The organism is Tepidibacter hydrothermalis, assembly GCF_029542625.1.
Lineage (GTDB): Bacteria > Bacillota > Clostridia > Peptostreptococcales > Peptostreptococcaceae > Tepidibacter_A > Tepidibacter_A hydrothermalis.
Window position 1 is genome coordinate 2,885,293 of record NZ_CP120733.1, and the last position, 15,924, is coordinate 2,901,216.

Here is a 15,924-nt window from a genome sequence, read left to right on the forward strand (position 1 = left end):
AAAACATGTTAATTCTGTTTATCTGAAATCAAGATCTTATAAAATACATGTTTCAAAATAAGAAAAACAATTCTAAACAAACAGTATTTATATATATTATCTTTGTTTATTTAGGCTATGGATAAAAATAATATCCGAGTACATTATTAGTTATGGTAAATAATATAAGGAGGAATAACCAATGATTACAAAAAAGATTAATAAGAAAATAATAATAATTGTGGCTCTTACAGTTTTTTTGGCTACAGTTATAATTGGTGGTTATGAAGCTACTCATAAATATATAAAAACCGTAAAGTCGCATCCTAATATAATTATGTATGAAAATTTTGATAAGCTACATAATAATGCAGACGTAGTAGTTATAGCAAAAGTTATAGGAAACAGAGAAAATATTGTTGATGGAAAAGATTTAGGACAAAATGGGTATACCTTAACTGAAATTGAAATAAAAAATATTTTAAAGAATAATAAATCTCACAAACTTGATGTAAACGATAAAATTAAAATGACAGAACCTTATTATATAATGAAAGATGATATGTTTAAGCCAGACATTAAAAATATAATTGATGGATATACAGAACTGAAAGACGATTGTATCTATACATTAGCATTGGCATGGAACGATGAAGCAAATACATATTCTACAAAAGGAGTGTATCAATGTAAATATAACATAGATGGTAAAGATAAAGAAGAATTAGAAACATGGGACATTAAAGATAATTCTTCTTCAAATCGCAAAAAACGTTCTCTAGATTCACAGGAATCTAAAAACACAGTACAGAAATTAAGAAAAGGACTTTTTGAAAAATATGGATCTGAAATACAAAAAACGTTAGAAGACAATTAAAATAAATAGCATTTTAATATGACTATACAAAATCTATTTAATTCATATTTTTGATAATTGAAGGTTTACTTTACCCTACCTAACTATATACTATAGTTAGGAGGCGATTTTATGTTTGATTTTTTATTAGAAATGATTTCATGTATTCTTCCCGATGTACTTCTTGATTTCTTTAAATCTAACACAGACTGTATATGAAAAGTTTTTCACTAAAGTGTACCCCAATGACACTATTATAATATGTTTCACTAGGGTTATAAAAAAAGATCACTGCAACATATTATATATGTGATATGTTGCAGTGATTGTTTTTTATAGATTTCTCAAATTCTACTCTTAATAACTTTTTACATTATTCTATATTTATTGATAAAACAAATTATGTTCATACTATTTTTATTTAAGAATATATTTTATTAAAATTTAGAAGAACTCTTGACTGTCCAGTAGAATTATAAAGTTTTTGTACCTTAACTATTTGCTTTTAAATATTTTGCTATTAGATTCTCTTTTTTATTTTTTTGAGAATAATTTTTTATTATAATAACCTTCTGATAAATATAATGCTGCTAATGGATTGTGTCCTAGCACGCGGTCTTTGGCTGATAAAACAGTAATTGGTGCATCTGAATACTTTATAAATAGAGAATCATGTCCAACACATAATCCCAAAATAATATTAAAATCTGTACCTGCATTATTTAGAAATAAAGCTTGTCCAATAGGATTACACATTGCTTCATATTTACACGGACTCACTTTATCTTCCTCTTTGATATTAATTTCCTCTTTTGGAATACTTCCATTTTTACATATTATTGAATTTACAGTAAACCCGTTAGCACGTAATATTTTATTGAATAATTTCATTTCTTTTGCTAGTCCTAAGCAGAATGCAACACCTATATTTTTATAATTACACTTTTTTGCAAAATCCATAATTTCTTCAATTCTAGTTTTTTGACAATAGCCCTGTGATTCTACTAAAGCTGATTGATATGCAATCTTTGCATTTTCATCTTCTAAATATAATTTCTTACTTTCTTCCAAAATCTTATCTTCAAGACAAGGACAGTTTTTCGGCATTCTACCCCTTTCTCCTATTTCACAAGCATGTACTCCACATAAGCCACAAGTATACATTATTATTTCCTCCATTTTCCTTGTTTTAATCCCTATATCATAAAGAGCTTTATTTTATTAAAAAAATAATTAGCTACAATTAGCAATAGGTTATATGTTTATTTTTTAGATCCATATTTTAAAATAAAATAAGCCCAATTGAGTTACTACATACTATAAAGCATTTTAAACAGATTCAAGAGTATTTTCTTCATAGCAGACTATCTGAGAGTCCATCCTAATCCCCATTCCTTCAAGCTTTTCAGCCAATGTCGAAAGCTTTGGAACCGGTCTTGCACCACCGTGGGCTTTTTGTGGACCTGCAAGATCTCCAAATAGAATGCATTTTTTATATGACCTTTATCATAGGACATTCTTCCATAGAAAGCATCAAACAGGTCAAACCTGCAGTCGATTATAAACAGCCCTTCGTCATCCATATGCTTTTCAAGCCATGTGCAATCAACAAAATTTTTCATGAGAATCCCTCCAATTATATATTCACCTTTTCTGGTCACAGTCTCAACGACACTATTAATCCACTTAAATTGATACTATGACTAGAAATGGCACTTCAGTCAAATCTCATTTATACCAGCTATTTCAGTTCTGCAGTTCTTGAGTCTTTAATAAAAATCCCGTATAATTATAGCAACTTGCGATCTATTCACAATAAGTATATACTTTTTCTGATATCTTGTATAATAATAATAATTGATATTAGATATCTTATTTTCTGATACCAAGACGAAGTATTTTTTATCAACATAGCCATTTATTCTCCTAAATCTAAGTTTAAATGCAAATGTGAATATATAAAAAATCAGATTAATATCAAAACTTATTTCCTAAGAAATAATATAGAAAAGTCTTCCTTTGCTCAAAATACTTGAAAATATAGCATTTTTAATAGGTTATCTACAAAATAAAAATGATATAGTTTCCTCAAGCATAAAAAATAATGCTTATTAAAATTTTTAATAAGCATTATTTTTAGATTAAGTACAATATAAAAAAAGATAACCTCTAGTCAATAGTAGGTTCAACTATATTTCCAACCTCTTCCTTAGGAATACTTACATAGTTTTGAGGTACCTTGCCTACTACTATAGTTTCACATACTGGCATCTGACTTAAAACTTCTTTATATGATGATGTGAATGGGATTATAACTCTAACCTTAGTCTTTATTATTAAGTATATTCTATGTCTAGTTTGGTTTATCCCTGATGAATCAAACTCCGTCTTAAAATCCACATTAACTATTCCCACAGGCTGAACACCTATCTTTAATTTTGGTCCATATTTAGCTAATATAGAGCTTTTAAACGCAGTACCTAAAGGCACATTTGCAGATGTAGTTTTTATTTGCTTTAACTGCTGCTGTACTTCAATAGCAACATCCGATGCTATTTTATTCATTAGTATAGTATTTGCTTGTATCATGGTAATATTTCCATCTACATCAGTTTTCAAGCTTATGAGTTCCTCATACTTTATCTTTCCCTTTAATATTTCTCCAACAGATTTATTTATAGATCTATTTGCAAGCTCTTGTGCTTTTGATTCAGCGATTGCTTGAACTACAGGTTTTATCTTTCTATCTACAAATATAAACGAACCTAAAGACATACTAAATATTAATATTAAAATTATTGCAGTTAATACTTTTTTATTTTTCTTTTTTTTATGAGCCTTAAGTAGTTTTTTCAAGATAATACCCCCCATATTATAATATGAGGGGTTTCTATATCTCGTTACTAATTTCTTTATTTTTTATTCTTTTACTAAACAACTTTTCAGCCTCTTCTATATTTGACTTATTCAACCTAAGTTTTACTTCCTTATCTTTTCCAGTTCTAAATAATATAGTATGAGAATCATCTTCATCATATGAATAAGAAATTATTTTTTCCCACTCATACAGTTCACTTTTGATTATTATTCCCTTATAACTTATTGTTTTTTCATAATACGCTCCAACTAAAATACCAGATATCAAAATTCCTATTATAACACCTTTCATACGATAATCTATATTATTTTCAGTACCTACAGTTGTATAAATACCTAATATATTAACCAATACCATAGGTACACCCCATATAATACTCAACCCACTAAATCTCAATAAAATTTCATTATCAACCATAAACTTCTTTATATTATCTATTAAATTTAGACAACCCGTAACTATAATTACAACAAGCATTATCTCCATACGCCCCATCTAATCAACTCCTTAGAAATAATAATACAATTGATTACATATTTTGTAAATACTTACTTCATTATATATATTGGTATATTTATCTTATTAATTGAACAAGTACATTTAAAAATTTTAGTATTACACTTGCAAATCAAAGGAAATTAAAATGTTAGAGAATGATTTAAATATTTTTTTATAAAACTTGAATTACAGCGTTTGAATATGCGTTAAGAAAGTTCGTTGTCTGACCAACGGGAGTTTAGAACTTTTAGGATATTTAATAAGCTACAATCTTTAGTTATATAAAAAATATTGACTAAGTATCGGTATTTTAATGAGCATTATTTTGGTAATAGGTACAAAAAATGCCCCCTTAATTGAAGGGAGCATTCCTTTCTATCCTATTTTAACTTGATGATATACTTTCTTACCTTTTCTTATCATTAAAGAATCATCTTCAAAGTTATCTTCAGTTATCTTAAATTCTATCTCTTTTATTTTTTCATCATTTATAGAAACTCCACCTTGTTGTACTAAACGTCTTGCTTCACTTCTTGAAGCTGCAAGAGATGTAGTTGTAAGTAGAGTTAATATGTCCATTCCATCAGCTATATCAGCTTTAGCTATTTCAGTACAAGGAATTGATCCTGCCATAGCTCCTTTTCCAAATAAAGCTTTAGCTGCTTCTTGAGCTTTCTTAGCTTCTTCTTCTCCATGAACTATTTTAGTAACCTCGTAAGCTAAAACTTCCTTAGCTTTGTTTATTTCTGAACCTTCTAATGAAGCAAGTCTTTCAACCTCATCCATTTCAATAAATGTTAAAAGTGATAAACAGTTTTTAACATCTGCATCAGCAACATTTCTCCAGTATTGGTAAAACTCGTATGGAGAGAATTTTTCAGCATCAAGCCAAACTGCTCCTGATTCTGTTTTACCCATTTTCTTACCTTCACTATTAGTTAAAAGTGTGAATGTCATACCATAAGCTGAGTCACCTTCAACACGTCTTATAAGATCTGCTCCTGCTATTATATTAGACCATTGATCGTCTCCACCTAATTGTAATTTACATCCATATCTCTTATGAAGCTCTACAAAGTCATATGCCTGCATTATCATGTAGTTAAACTCAAGGAAAGATAATCCTTTTTCCATACGGCTTTTAAAGCACTCAGCTGTTAACATTCTATTAACAGAGAAGTGTCTTCCAACCTCTCTTAAGAAAGGTATGTACTCTAAGTTCATAAGCCAGTTAGCATTGTTTTCCATTATAGCTTTATCATCAGAAAAATCTAAGAATCTTTTCATTTGACCTTTGAAGCATTCTGCATTATGTTGAATATCTTCAACAGTTAACATCTTTCTCATATCAGTCTTTCCTGTTGGATCTCCTACCATAGTAGTTCCTCCACCTAAAAGAGCTATTGGTCTATGTCCTGCTCTTTGAAGATGAGCCATAGCCATTAATTGAAGAAAGTGTCCTACATGTAAACTATCAGCAGTTGCATCAAATCCTATATAAAAAGTCACAGACTCTTTTCCTAACAGATCACGTATTTCGTCTTCATGTGTAGTTTGTTTTATAAATCCACGTTCTTTTAAAGTATCAAATACATTCATTTAAAACCCTCCTATATTTCTTTGTATATTAAAAAAGGGCCTCCTCGTCCTATGAAAGGACGAGAAAACCCGTGGTACCACCTTAATTCGCATAAAAATGCCTCTTATCCACTGTAACGTATGGAAAACGTCGAGATTTTTAGTTTCGAAACTCCAGAGTGTATTTCACCTTATCATGTACTGTAAACCTTTCACCACCCGATTTACTCTCTATTTTTGTAACCATGAGGATTACTAATCTCCTTCAACGTCTATTATTAAATAATTTACCCTATTCTATCATAAATATAACTTTTTTTGCAATAAATATCTATTTTTTTATATTACAACAATGTTACAAAAATATTCTTTGAATAAATTTATAGATTGACCTTTTTCTTCTATGTTATAATAAGTTGAATAAGGAGGTAATGACGAATGCGCAGTGATAAAAATAATGATAAAAGTAATCCTACTAAAAATAACGAAAAAAAGAAAAAAGTAAGCATTTTCAGAATAGTACTTATTACTTTTATTATATTATCTATAGTTGGTACAGCCTGTGTTATGGGTCTTGTAGTAGGCGTTATTAAAAACGCACCACCTATAGATCCACACAATCTTGAAATGTATGAAAGTTCTTTCATATATGATTCTAATGGACAATTAATAGAAAAGGTTCATGGATCAAACTTTAGAAGTCTAGTAACTTTAGATAAAATACCAAAGGATTTACAAAATGCAGTTATATCTATAGAGGATGAGAGATTTTATGATCACCATGGTGTAGATATAAAAAGATTATTTGGTGCACTTTGGTATGACTTAAAAACTATGAGTAAAGCTCAAGGAGCAAGTACACTAACACAACAGCTTGCTAAGAATATGTATACATCTAATGAAAAAACTATTACAAGAAAGATTAAAGATGCTTATTATGCTCTTCAACTTGAAAAGACTCTTTCTAAAGATGAAATACTGGAAACTTACTTAAATACTTTCTATCTAGGTAGAGGTGCTATTGGGGTACAAGCCGCAGCTCAAACTTATTTTTCAAAAGATGTAGGCGAATTAACTCTAGCAGAATCTTCAATGATAGCAGGTATAACTAAAAATCCATCTAAATATTCCCCTTATACTACTCAAAGACTTGATGGTAGTGAGAATTTAGATGAACTTAAGAACTTACTAGTTTTTTATCCTAAAACAGCAAACACAGATCCAGCTTCTGATGTGGAAAAAAGAATGTTTGAACAACTACATAGCAAAGGATTAATAGATAATTATAACTATGATCAACTAAAAAAAGAACAACTAGTCGTTAGAAAAGCAGTTGTTAACCCTAAAGCAAAAGAAAGACAAGAAACTGTACTTTATAAAATGTCAGAACTTGGTAAAATATCACAAACTGAGTATGATCAAGCTAAAAACGAAGAAATTGTTATAAAGGTTGGAAGTCAAACTCAAACCAATGTTTCTTCTTATTTCGTAGATTTAGTTAAAGATGATGTTATAGATGCTCTAGTTAAACAAGGTAAAACTGAAGATGAAGCTAGAGATATGCTTTATAATGGAGGTCTTAGAATATATTCTACTATGGATGTTAATATCCAAAAGATACTAGAGACAGAATATCAAAAGACTTCTAATTTCCCAGGAACTTTTACTGATAAAAATGGTAATATACAACCTCAATCAGCTATGGTTATAATGGATTACCGTACAGGTCAAGTTAAAGCTTTAGTTGGTGGAAGAATGATAGGTGGTAAAAAGCTTTATAATAGAGCTGTTAACCCTAGACAACCAGGTTCTGCTATAAAACCAATTGCTGTATACTTACCAGCTCTTGATAGCGGAATGACAGCTGCTACTGCAATAGATGATTCACCAACAGGATATAAATATTCATCTAATGAAAAATGGAAGCCTAGCAACTATGCTCATAAATATAGAGGACCTATAACTTTAAGACAATCCGTTCAACATTCTTCAAATGTAGGAGCTGTAAAGACAGCAGAAATGCTTTCTTCAAGCCCATATTCTTCTGTTGAGGTTATGGTTGATTTCTTAGAAAACATGGGTATATCTACTATAGTAAAAACGCCTGGTCATAATGATAAAAACTTCTCTGCACTTACTCTTGGAGGTATGACTAAGGGAATAACTCCACTTGAGATGACTGCAGCTTATGGATCTATGGCAAATGGCGGAACTTATATTAAGCCTATGCTGTTCTCTAAGATAGAAGATTCAAGCGGAAATTTAATATTAAATAACAAACCTGTTAAACACTCAGTTACAACGCCTCAAACAGCTTATATAATGACTGATATTTTAACAACTGTTGTAAATAATGGTACTGGAGGCCGTGCTAGAATATCTAATATGCCTGTAGCAGGAAAAACAGGTACTACTAGTGATAATAACGATGCTTGGTTTGCAGGATATACTCCTTATTATGTTGGAGCAACTTGGATAGGTAATGACTACAACCAAAGACTTAAAAAAGGAAGTGCTATGTCATCATCACTTTGGTCAAAAGTTATGACTCAAGTTCATAAAGGACTTCCAAGAAAATCATTCAAAAGACCTAGCGGAATAGTAACTCAAAATGTATGTTTAGAAAGTGGTCAACTTCCAACTCATTTTTGTGAGAAAACTACAACTGAAAAATTTGTAGCAGGTACAGAACCTAAAAAATACTGTGAGATGCATACTCAAGATGAAAATGTAGAGATAGAAGAAAGCCCTGATGCATCTGATATAATAAATGATTGGTTGTTCGATTCTAATAAAAAAACAGACAATAATCAAACAACAGATTCTAAAAAAGATGTTACTAATCCTCCAAATAATGAAACAAATAAAGACCCAAAACCAACTCCAAAAGATGAGGATAAACAAACAGAAAACTTATTTTTTAAAAAACAAGATACTGAAGACAAAAAAAATGAAGATGAAACAAAAATAATAGAGAGCAATTAATTGCTCTCTATTTTTCTTACTAAAAAATCATGAAATTTTTAATTTATGAATAACGTTGATTAAGTTACTAAATTTGCAACTATTTTAAGCAACGGAGCCCGTAGGACTCGTTGGCGATATTAGCTATGCGATAGCATAAAGCGAATTTTTTTATCTTTTATGGCTTTGTTTTTGGCGTGAATATTAAAGACATTATATATCCAAACAAAACAGCTGCTGCTATTCCACCAGCATTTGCAGCTGTTCCTCCTGTAAATGCTCCTAATATACCTTTCTTACCTACTTCTTCTATAACACCTTTTCCCAGTCCATATCCAAATCCAGTAAGAGGTACAGTTGCACCTGCTCCTCCAAACTTTACAATAGGTTCATATATTCCAAGTCCCGTCAATATAACTCCTATGGTTACGAAACTTACAAGTACATACGGGGATGGTATCTTAAAAAAGTCCATAAGTATTTGACCTATAACACATATAGCTCCTCCAACTATAAAAGCTCTTAAATACTCCACAATTGCACCTCCTAATTCTCTATAATTACCGCATGAGCTATGGATGGTATACTTTGCTTTTGAAGTGTGCTCGTAGGAGACATAAGTGCTCCTGTTGATACTAGCATAACTTTGTTTATTTCTTTCTTTTTCAATTTTTTATATATGTATCCATTGAATACACTCGCGGAACATCCACAACCACTTCCGCCAGAGTGAGTATCTTGTTTTTTATGATCAAATATTTCTATTCCGCAGTCCATATATACGCTAGATAAATCATAACCTTCTTTATTTATGAAATCGAGAAGAATCTCTCCTCCTATTATTCCCAAATCTCCTGTTGCTATTATATCAAAGCTATCTATGTCGTCCTTTGTATCATCAAAGTATGCTTTTATTGTATCCACTGCTGCTGGAGCCATGGCTGGTCCCATATTATTAACATCAGTTATACCCTTATCTATAACCTTACCAGTAGTTATCCTTTTTATCTTTGGCCCTTCTCCTTTTGATGATATAACACTAGCTCCTGTTCCTGTAACTGTCCACTGAGCAGTCATAGGTCGTTGATTTCCAAGTTCTAAAGGATATCTAAACTGTCTCTCTGCTGTACAAAAATGACTTGAAGTAGCAGCTACTACTAAATCTGAAAATCCTCCATCTACAATCATTGATGCAAGACTCATCGATTCTGACATTGTTGAACATGCTCCATACACTCCAAAGAACGGTCTTTTTAAATCTCTTGCAGCAAAAGATGTAGACATAAGTTGATTTAATAGATCTCCTGCCACTATATAATCAACCTGATTAAGTACATAATCACTTTTACCTACAGCCATTTTTATAACTTCTCTTACCATCTTACTTTCGCCAAATTCCCAACTCTCTTCTCCAAATAAGTCATCTTTTAATATCATATCAAAATAATCCTTTAATGGTCCCTCACCTTCTTTTGGACCAACAATTGAACCAGTTGATATTATAACAGGATTATTTTGTAACTGTATTGTTTGATTCCCTAATCTTTTTTTTGCCATAGTAACCTCCTTTCTAACTAATGCCTAAGAAGTGATAAATTAAGCCAAGTATTACAGAGCTACCAATTCCATAAACAAGAACAGGACCCGCTATTGTAAACATTTTTGCTCCAACACCCAGTACATAACCTTCTCTCTTATACTCCATAGCTGGAGATACTATAGAATTAGAAAAACCAGTTATAGGAACAATCGATCCAGCTCCAGCCCTTTTTCCAAGCAGATCATATACTCCTATACCTGTAAAAAATGCACCTAAAAATATAAGAGTTATAGAAGTTGCAGTAGATGCCATTTTTTTATCTAGACCATATTTTATATAACTATTTAATATAAATTGTCCTACATCACATATCAAACCGCCTACAATAAATGCCCATATACAGTTCTTGAGATATGTAGGCTTTGGACTTTTATCGTCAACATATTTTTTATAATCCATCTAAATCACCTCTATTTCAATATTGTCCAACACACTATAGAACCAACTGTCTTTCCTATTATTAAAACTGTTATTATATACTTAACCATACCTTGAATATTGAGTCTTCTTTGCATAACTGGTATAACATCCACTGCTTCTGCAAGAGCAGATGCTAACATTCCTATAAATATACCGTAGAAGCCTCCAAATAGTATCAAACATATAGACCCAAAATTAAAAGATACATTTGTAAGTGAAAATAAACTTCCAAAGAAAGCCCCGAATATCAACATATACTCATATTTGGCTAAGTACTGATAACTATTAGTTATTTGACACAGTCTTGGAATTATATCTAGTAATGTAAGAAGAGCCACTATTCCCGACCCAACAACTATACCTTCTGAAAATCCTAATACAGTTATAAACGCTAGTTTCAAATCTTCCTCCTTATTGCTTATTATTTTCAATAATATATGATTGTACCTCATTTTTAAACGTAGATACTTCTAGCTCTAATGGACTAGGTTCTGATTTAGAAAAATTTGGTAGAACTTTATTATAAAATACAGCAACACCTGATCCTATTCCTAGAGAATATGCTATTTGAAAAAATAATAGATTTTTTGTCTCACTTCCTGTTAATATTCTTAGTATTGTCTTATGAGATTTAGTCATATCTACATCTGAATGAAAGTTAATTATAGCCATTCCAGCTCCTAAAAACAGTATTGTACATACAAATAAAACTCTTACAAACAACAGATTATCTTTTTTGGGATTATCAAAATGTACCAATAAGTCATCAAACTCTAAAAAGTTGACCTTTACATAGCTATTTTGATTATTTATTCTACTTATCACATCCCCAAGCTCTATAACATCATAATCCTTATTAACACCATTAACGTGAGCAACTACTATATCTTTAACCAATTCTTCATTTTGTGAGGGATATATATAAAATAAATCCTCCAAACGCAAATCTTTTATTTTTTTTTCAAATTTCAAATTTTTTCTAGGTTTCAAATATATTTCCACTTAAATCCCCCCTTTTCATACTATTATTATTTACAAAAACGATTAAAAAATTCTACTCATATAAAAAGTCTTTACTCTAAATGTTTTAAACTTTTTCTCAACAAAACGCTTTATCTATTTTTCAATTTTTTATTCACTATATCCAAACGCTGAAGATCAGCACTAAAAATTACCCTCATTGAAATGTTAGCTACTTTTAAGTTAATATTTTTCTATAAAACTTAGATTGTGACGTTTAAATATCCGTTAAAAACTTCATTGTCTGACCCTAGGGAGTTTATGAAGTTTTAGGATATTTAATAAGGAACAATCTTTAGTTTTATAAAAATTTTAGCTAAGTAGCGTTATTTTAATGAGGGTAATTTTTCGCTCAAGCACACAAAAAAGGCCATACAAATTGTATGACCCATTCTCAACTTATCATATTCTTAAGTTTTCCTAAAACCTTCTTTTCAATCCTCGATACCTGAACCTGAGATATTCCAAGCTCATTTCCTATCTCACTCTGTGTTCTATCCTCAAAATATCTTAAAACTATAATTTGTCTTTCTCGTTTTTCTAGCTTACCAAGAACTTGCTTTAAAAGTAAATTATCCACTATTTTTTCATCATCCATAGTTTTAGTTTGACTTATCTTATCTATAAGACATATAGGAGATCCTTCATCCTCGTGTATAACCCCATGCAAATATTCAACTGATGAATTTGATTCAAGAGCCATAACTATGTCTTCTTTGCTTACCTCAAGAGACTTGGCAACCTCTTCTATTGTAGGTTCTCGTCCAAATTTTTTAGATAATCTTTCACTTTCCATCTTCGTCTTTGTAGCAAGTTGTTTTAGAGACCTTGATACCTTAATCATCCCATCATCTCTTAAGTATCTTTTTATCTCTCCTAAAATCATAGGTACTGCATATGTAGAGAATCTTACATTAAAACTAGGATCAAACTTATATATAGATTTTATAAGCCCTATTGAGCCTAATTGAAATAAATCATCTCTTTCATAACCTATATTCATAAATTTATTTACAACACTTCTGACTAGCCCTAAATTACTTTCTATTAAAATATCTTTTGAATGTTCATCTCCATCTTGAGCTTTTTTTATGAGAGCTAGAGTTTCCTCATGGCTAAGTAAATGTCTTTTTTTCTCACTTACAGCAGGCATCACCATAATTATTACCCCTAATCTTTATTTTTATTGGATTTTATAGTTTTTTTCATAACTAATTTAGTTCCTTCCCCCAAAATAGAAGATATCTCCATGCTATCCATAAATGTTTCCATTACTGTAAATCCCATACCAGACCTCTCAAGCTCAGGCTTTGAAGTATAAAGCGGTTGCATTGCCATATCTACATCCTTTATTCCATTACCCTTATCTTCTACCACTACTTTTATAGTATCTCCATCTATTTCACTTATTAAATTAACAAACTTTGTTTCATCTTCATCATATCCATGAATTATAGCATTCGTAACAGCCTCAGATACAGCAGTTTTTATATCTGCTATTTCATCTATTGTCGGGTCCAGCTGAGATGCAAAAGAAGCAACTACCACCCTAGCAAAAGACTCATTCTCAGATTTGGCTAAAAAGCTAATTTCCATATAATTCTTCATCGTTTTTCCCCCTTATAAAGAACTTATTGCTTCTTCGTAATCGTTATAAATTCCTATTATTTTGTCTATGCCTGATAAATCAAATATTCTTTGAACATGCTTATTCAGGTTTAAAGCTATTACTTTCCCTCCAGTTTCTGAAAGTTTTCTATATCTCCCTATAATAACCCCTACTCCTGAGGAATCCATAAAATTCATATTTTTCAGATCAAATATAACATTTTTTATTGAATTTTTATCTATAGCCATATCAATCTCTTCTCTTACATCTGAAGCTATATGATGGTCTAGCTCTCCATATAATTCAACAATTAAATTTCTGTTATCTATTTTATAGTTTATATCCAATGTTATCCCCCCTTGTAAATGCTCTTAAAATACTTTCTATAAAATATCTCTTCATTCCTCCATAAAATTTTAACTATTTTTGTAGAATAAATATAAAAAAAGTGATAATAATCATCACTTTTTTACAATTTCTACAAAGGTTTCATTGTATGCGACTTGACCTCCCATTTCAGACGATATGTCTTCAGTTAAAAAATTTGGATTTCCGTCTTTATTAGCCCATCTTGTGTACATATGAACAACATCATCAGCTACATCGTCAGTAATCTTTACTTTAGTATCTATACTTCCATTTCTAGACTTTAAAGTTATTATTTCATCTTCCAATAGTTTATATTTTTTAGCAAGATTAATATTAATATATACTATTGAGATTTTATCATCATCTAAATAATGTTGTGTGAATAATGAGTTTTTTTCATGTGTAGTTATCAATCTTATATCATCTTTTTCACTTTTTATATATACAGGTATAGGACTTAACCCATCCTTTTTTGCATTATCTGAATATATTTCTATCTTTTTAGAAGAAGTTTTAAAAACTTTATCACTCCAAGCCACTTTATCAAAAGCCATATTTACATAGTCTCTTTTTATATCATCTATTTCTATATTCCATTTAGATAGTGGTTTTACTATTTCTCTTAAATACTCTTCTTTTGATACTAAAGGATAATCTTTCATATTCATTCTTTTGCTAAGCTCCATAAAGAAATAATATTCATCCATAAGTTTGTATTTTGGATCAATTATTTTTTCATTGTATATAATATATGGATTACACATAGACGAATATAGAATATCTTCACTTTCTAAAGTATTGGTACATGGTATAAATAAATCGCAATGTTTAGCAGTATCAGTCATAAACATATCTATACATACTTTAAATTCTATTTTGCTAAATGCCTTTATGTTTTTATTCAGGTTAGGCCATCTACATAATGGATTTGCTTTTGTTACAAATATAGCTTTTATAGGTTCTTCATTTGAATTTTTTACATCATCTGCAAAACTATGAACGTTAAAATATCTTTTATTGTCCGCATGATCACAGCTATTATACGGATCTAGATTTAATATATCTGGATATACTCTATTTGCATAATTTACTGCAGCTCCAGATTTTCCTATATTCCCTGTTATAGCTGCCATGGCATCTATACTTCTTATAGTATTTCCTCCATTTGTATACTTTTGAACTCCATACCCTATATATATAGTACTACTTTTTTTAGCATATACACGTGATATTCTCTTTATAGTATCTATGTCTACACCACATTCCTTACATAGATATTCAATACTTAGTGTATCTAAATAGTTTTTATATTCATCATACCCTTTTACATATTTGTTTATAAATTCTTTGTCTTGTAAATCTTCTTCTATTATGACCTTAGTCATCGCCATACAAAGAGCTCCATCTGTTGATGGATTAACCCTTATATATTCATCAACTTTCTTTGCAGTTTCTGTATATATTGGATCTATAACTGTCACCTTTATTCCATTTTTCTTAGCTCTTAGTATAGTTTCCATAAGATGTATAAATGTATTGTAAGGATTTCTTCCCCAAATTATTATATTTTTTGAATTCATCATATCATCAAGCGAACTTCCTTTTACATATCCAAAATCATATTTCTGAGCTTTATTTCCAGCAGACCAACATGTACCACCTTCAAATTCTGTAATCCCTCCGTAAAAGTTAAAAAATATATTTTGTATAGACTTCAGTACTCCACCACTTCCCGATTCATAATAATGTGCTATTGAATTTGAATTATAATTTTCTTTGTAAAACTTTAATTTGTCAGCTATTATTGATATAGCTTCATCAAATGTTATCTCTATCCATTTTCCATCTACTTTTTTAAGTGGGTTGTATATTCTATCTTTGTGATTTAATCTGTCTAAATGTTTCTTACCCTTTGAGCAAATAATTCCTCTTGTATAAGGATGATTTTTGTCTCCCTTTATCTGTATAATATTATTTTCATCTATATATATATCAAACTTGCAACAATCAAAACAATCAAGTGTACATCCGTGGCTAAATCTTTTCATATTAATTACTCCTTTTCTTTTTAACTTCACTTTATATTGTATCAAAGTATTCGAACTATTAATAATATATTCTATAGGTTTAATTTAACCATGTTCTAGCAGTTT

The 15,924-nt window shown here is 30.1% G+C and carries 16 protein-coding genes and 1 other annotated feature; of the genes, 2 read left to right on the forward strand and 14 right to left on the reverse strand.

All coding sequences use genetic code 11. The features are described from left to right. Positions 1 to 181: 181 nt before the first annotated feature. The gene (locus P4S50_RS13655) at positions 182 to 856 is read left to right on the forward strand and encodes a hypothetical protein (RefSeq protein WP_277731352.1); all 675 of its coding nucleotides are present in this window, start codon (positions 182 to 184) and stop codon (positions 854 to 856) included. 513 nt (positions 857 to 1,369) lie between these two features. Here the strand turns inward: P4S50_RS13655 and P4S50_RS13660 are convergent. The 5 genes from P4S50_RS13660 to tyrS all read right to left on the reverse strand — a co-directional run bounded on the left by P4S50_RS13660 (position 1,370) and on the right by tyrS (position 5,810). Further along, positions 1,370 to 1,999 carry a DUF1847 domain-containing protein gene (locus P4S50_RS13660; RefSeq protein WP_277731353.1) on the reverse strand — a complete coding sequence of 210 codons (630 nt, stop codon included), beginning with the start codon at positions 1,997 to 1,999 and terminating at the stop codon, positions 1,370 to 1,372. Positions 2,000 to 2,199: 200 nt separating this feature from the next. Further along, a complete protein-coding gene (locus P4S50_RS13665; RefSeq protein ID WP_277731354.1) occupies positions 2,200 to 2,457 on the reverse strand; it encodes a rhodanese-like domain-containing protein in 258 nt (85 codons plus the stop codon). A 547-nt stretch (positions 2,458 to 3,004) separates the two neighbouring features. Further along, on the reverse strand, positions 3,005 to 3,691 hold the full coding sequence (yunB, locus tag P4S50_RS13670) for a sporulation protein YunB (protein ID WP_277731355.1): 687 nt from the start codon (positions 3,689 to 3,691) through the stop codon (positions 3,005 to 3,007). Between the two features lie 34 nt (positions 3,692 to 3,725). Then, positions 3,726 to 4,208, reverse strand: a complete 483-nt coding sequence (locus P4S50_RS13675; protein ID WP_277731356.1) for a DUF5673 domain-containing protein — start codon at positions 4,206 to 4,208, stop codon at positions 3,726 to 3,728. A gap of 378 nt (positions 4,209 to 4,586) precedes the next feature. Beyond that, positions 4,587 to 5,810 carry a tyrosine--tRNA ligase gene (gene tyrS, locus P4S50_RS13680; RefSeq protein ID WP_277731357.1) on the reverse strand — a complete coding sequence of 408 codons (1,224 nt, stop codon included), beginning with the start codon at positions 5,808 to 5,810 and terminating at the stop codon, positions 4,587 to 4,589. 52 nt (positions 5,811 to 5,862) lie between these two features. Next, positions 5,863 to 6,067, reverse strand: a binding site (T-box leader). A 160-nt stretch (positions 6,068 to 6,227) separates the two neighbouring features. Here tyrS and P4S50_RS13685 point away from each other — a divergent pair. After that, positions 6,228 to 8,774: a transglycosylase domain-containing protein gene (locus P4S50_RS13685; protein WP_277731359.1), complete on the forward strand. Its 2,547-nt coding sequence runs from the start codon at positions 6,228 to 6,230 to the stop codon at positions 8,772 to 8,774. A 157-nt stretch (positions 8,775 to 8,931) separates the two neighbouring features. Here P4S50_RS13685 and spoVAE read toward each other — a convergent pair whose 3' ends face one another. The 9 genes from spoVAE to P4S50_RS13730 all read right to left on the reverse strand — a co-directional run bounded on the left by spoVAE (position 8,932) and on the right by P4S50_RS13730 (position 15,819). Beyond that, positions 8,932 to 9,288 (reverse strand): stage V sporulation protein AE, encoded by a 357-nt coding sequence (gene spoVAE / locus P4S50_RS13690; protein ID WP_277731360.1) that lies wholly within the window; start codon positions 9,286 to 9,288, stop codon positions 8,932 to 8,934. Positions 9,289 to 9,299: 11 nt separating this feature from the next. Further along, positions 9,300 to 10,310, reverse strand: coding sequence for a stage V sporulation protein AD (gene spoVAD / locus P4S50_RS13695; protein WP_277731361.1), 1,011 nt, complete (start codon positions 10,308 to 10,310; stop codon positions 9,300 to 9,302). Between the two features lie 13 nt (positions 10,311 to 10,323). Continuing rightward, a complete protein-coding gene (spoVAC, locus tag P4S50_RS13700; protein ID WP_277731362.1) occupies positions 10,324 to 10,752 on the reverse strand; it encodes a stage V sporulation protein AC in 429 nt (142 codons plus the stop codon). Positions 10,753 to 10,763: 11 nt separating this feature from the next. Next, positions 10,764 to 11,174: a stage V sporulation protein AB gene (locus tag P4S50_RS13705; protein ID WP_277731363.1), complete on the reverse strand. Its 411-nt coding sequence runs from the start codon at positions 11,172 to 11,174 to the stop codon at positions 10,764 to 10,766. Between the two features lie 10 nt (positions 11,175 to 11,184). After that, the gene (locus P4S50_RS13710) at positions 11,185 to 11,775 is read right to left on the reverse strand and encodes a stage V sporulation protein AA (protein WP_277731364.1); all 591 of its coding nucleotides are present in this window, start codon (positions 11,773 to 11,775) and stop codon (positions 11,185 to 11,187) included. A gap of 412 nt (positions 11,776 to 12,187) precedes the next feature. Continuing rightward, positions 12,188 to 12,952 carry an RNA polymerase sporulation sigma factor SigF gene (sigF, locus tag P4S50_RS13715; protein ID WP_277731365.1) on the reverse strand — a complete coding sequence of 255 codons (765 nt, stop codon included), beginning with the start codon at positions 12,950 to 12,952 and terminating at the stop codon, positions 12,188 to 12,190. Positions 12,953 to 12,963: 11 nt separating this feature from the next. Continuing rightward, positions 12,964 to 13,401 carry an anti-sigma F factor gene (gene spoIIAB / locus P4S50_RS13720; RefSeq protein WP_277731366.1) on the reverse strand — a complete coding sequence of 146 codons (438 nt, stop codon included), beginning with the start codon at positions 13,399 to 13,401 and terminating at the stop codon, positions 12,964 to 12,966. Between the two features lie 12 nt (positions 13,402 to 13,413). Beyond that, positions 13,414 to 13,749 (reverse strand): anti-sigma F factor antagonist, encoded by a 336-nt coding sequence (spoIIAA, locus tag P4S50_RS13725; protein WP_277731367.1) that lies wholly within the window; start codon positions 13,747 to 13,749, stop codon positions 13,414 to 13,416. 114 nt (positions 13,750 to 13,863) lie between these two features. Then, positions 13,864 to 15,819, reverse strand: coding sequence for a molybdopterin-dependent oxidoreductase (locus P4S50_RS13730; protein ID WP_277731369.1), 1,956 nt, complete (start codon positions 15,817 to 15,819; stop codon positions 13,864 to 13,866). Positions 15,820 to 15,924: the final 105 nt, after the last annotated feature.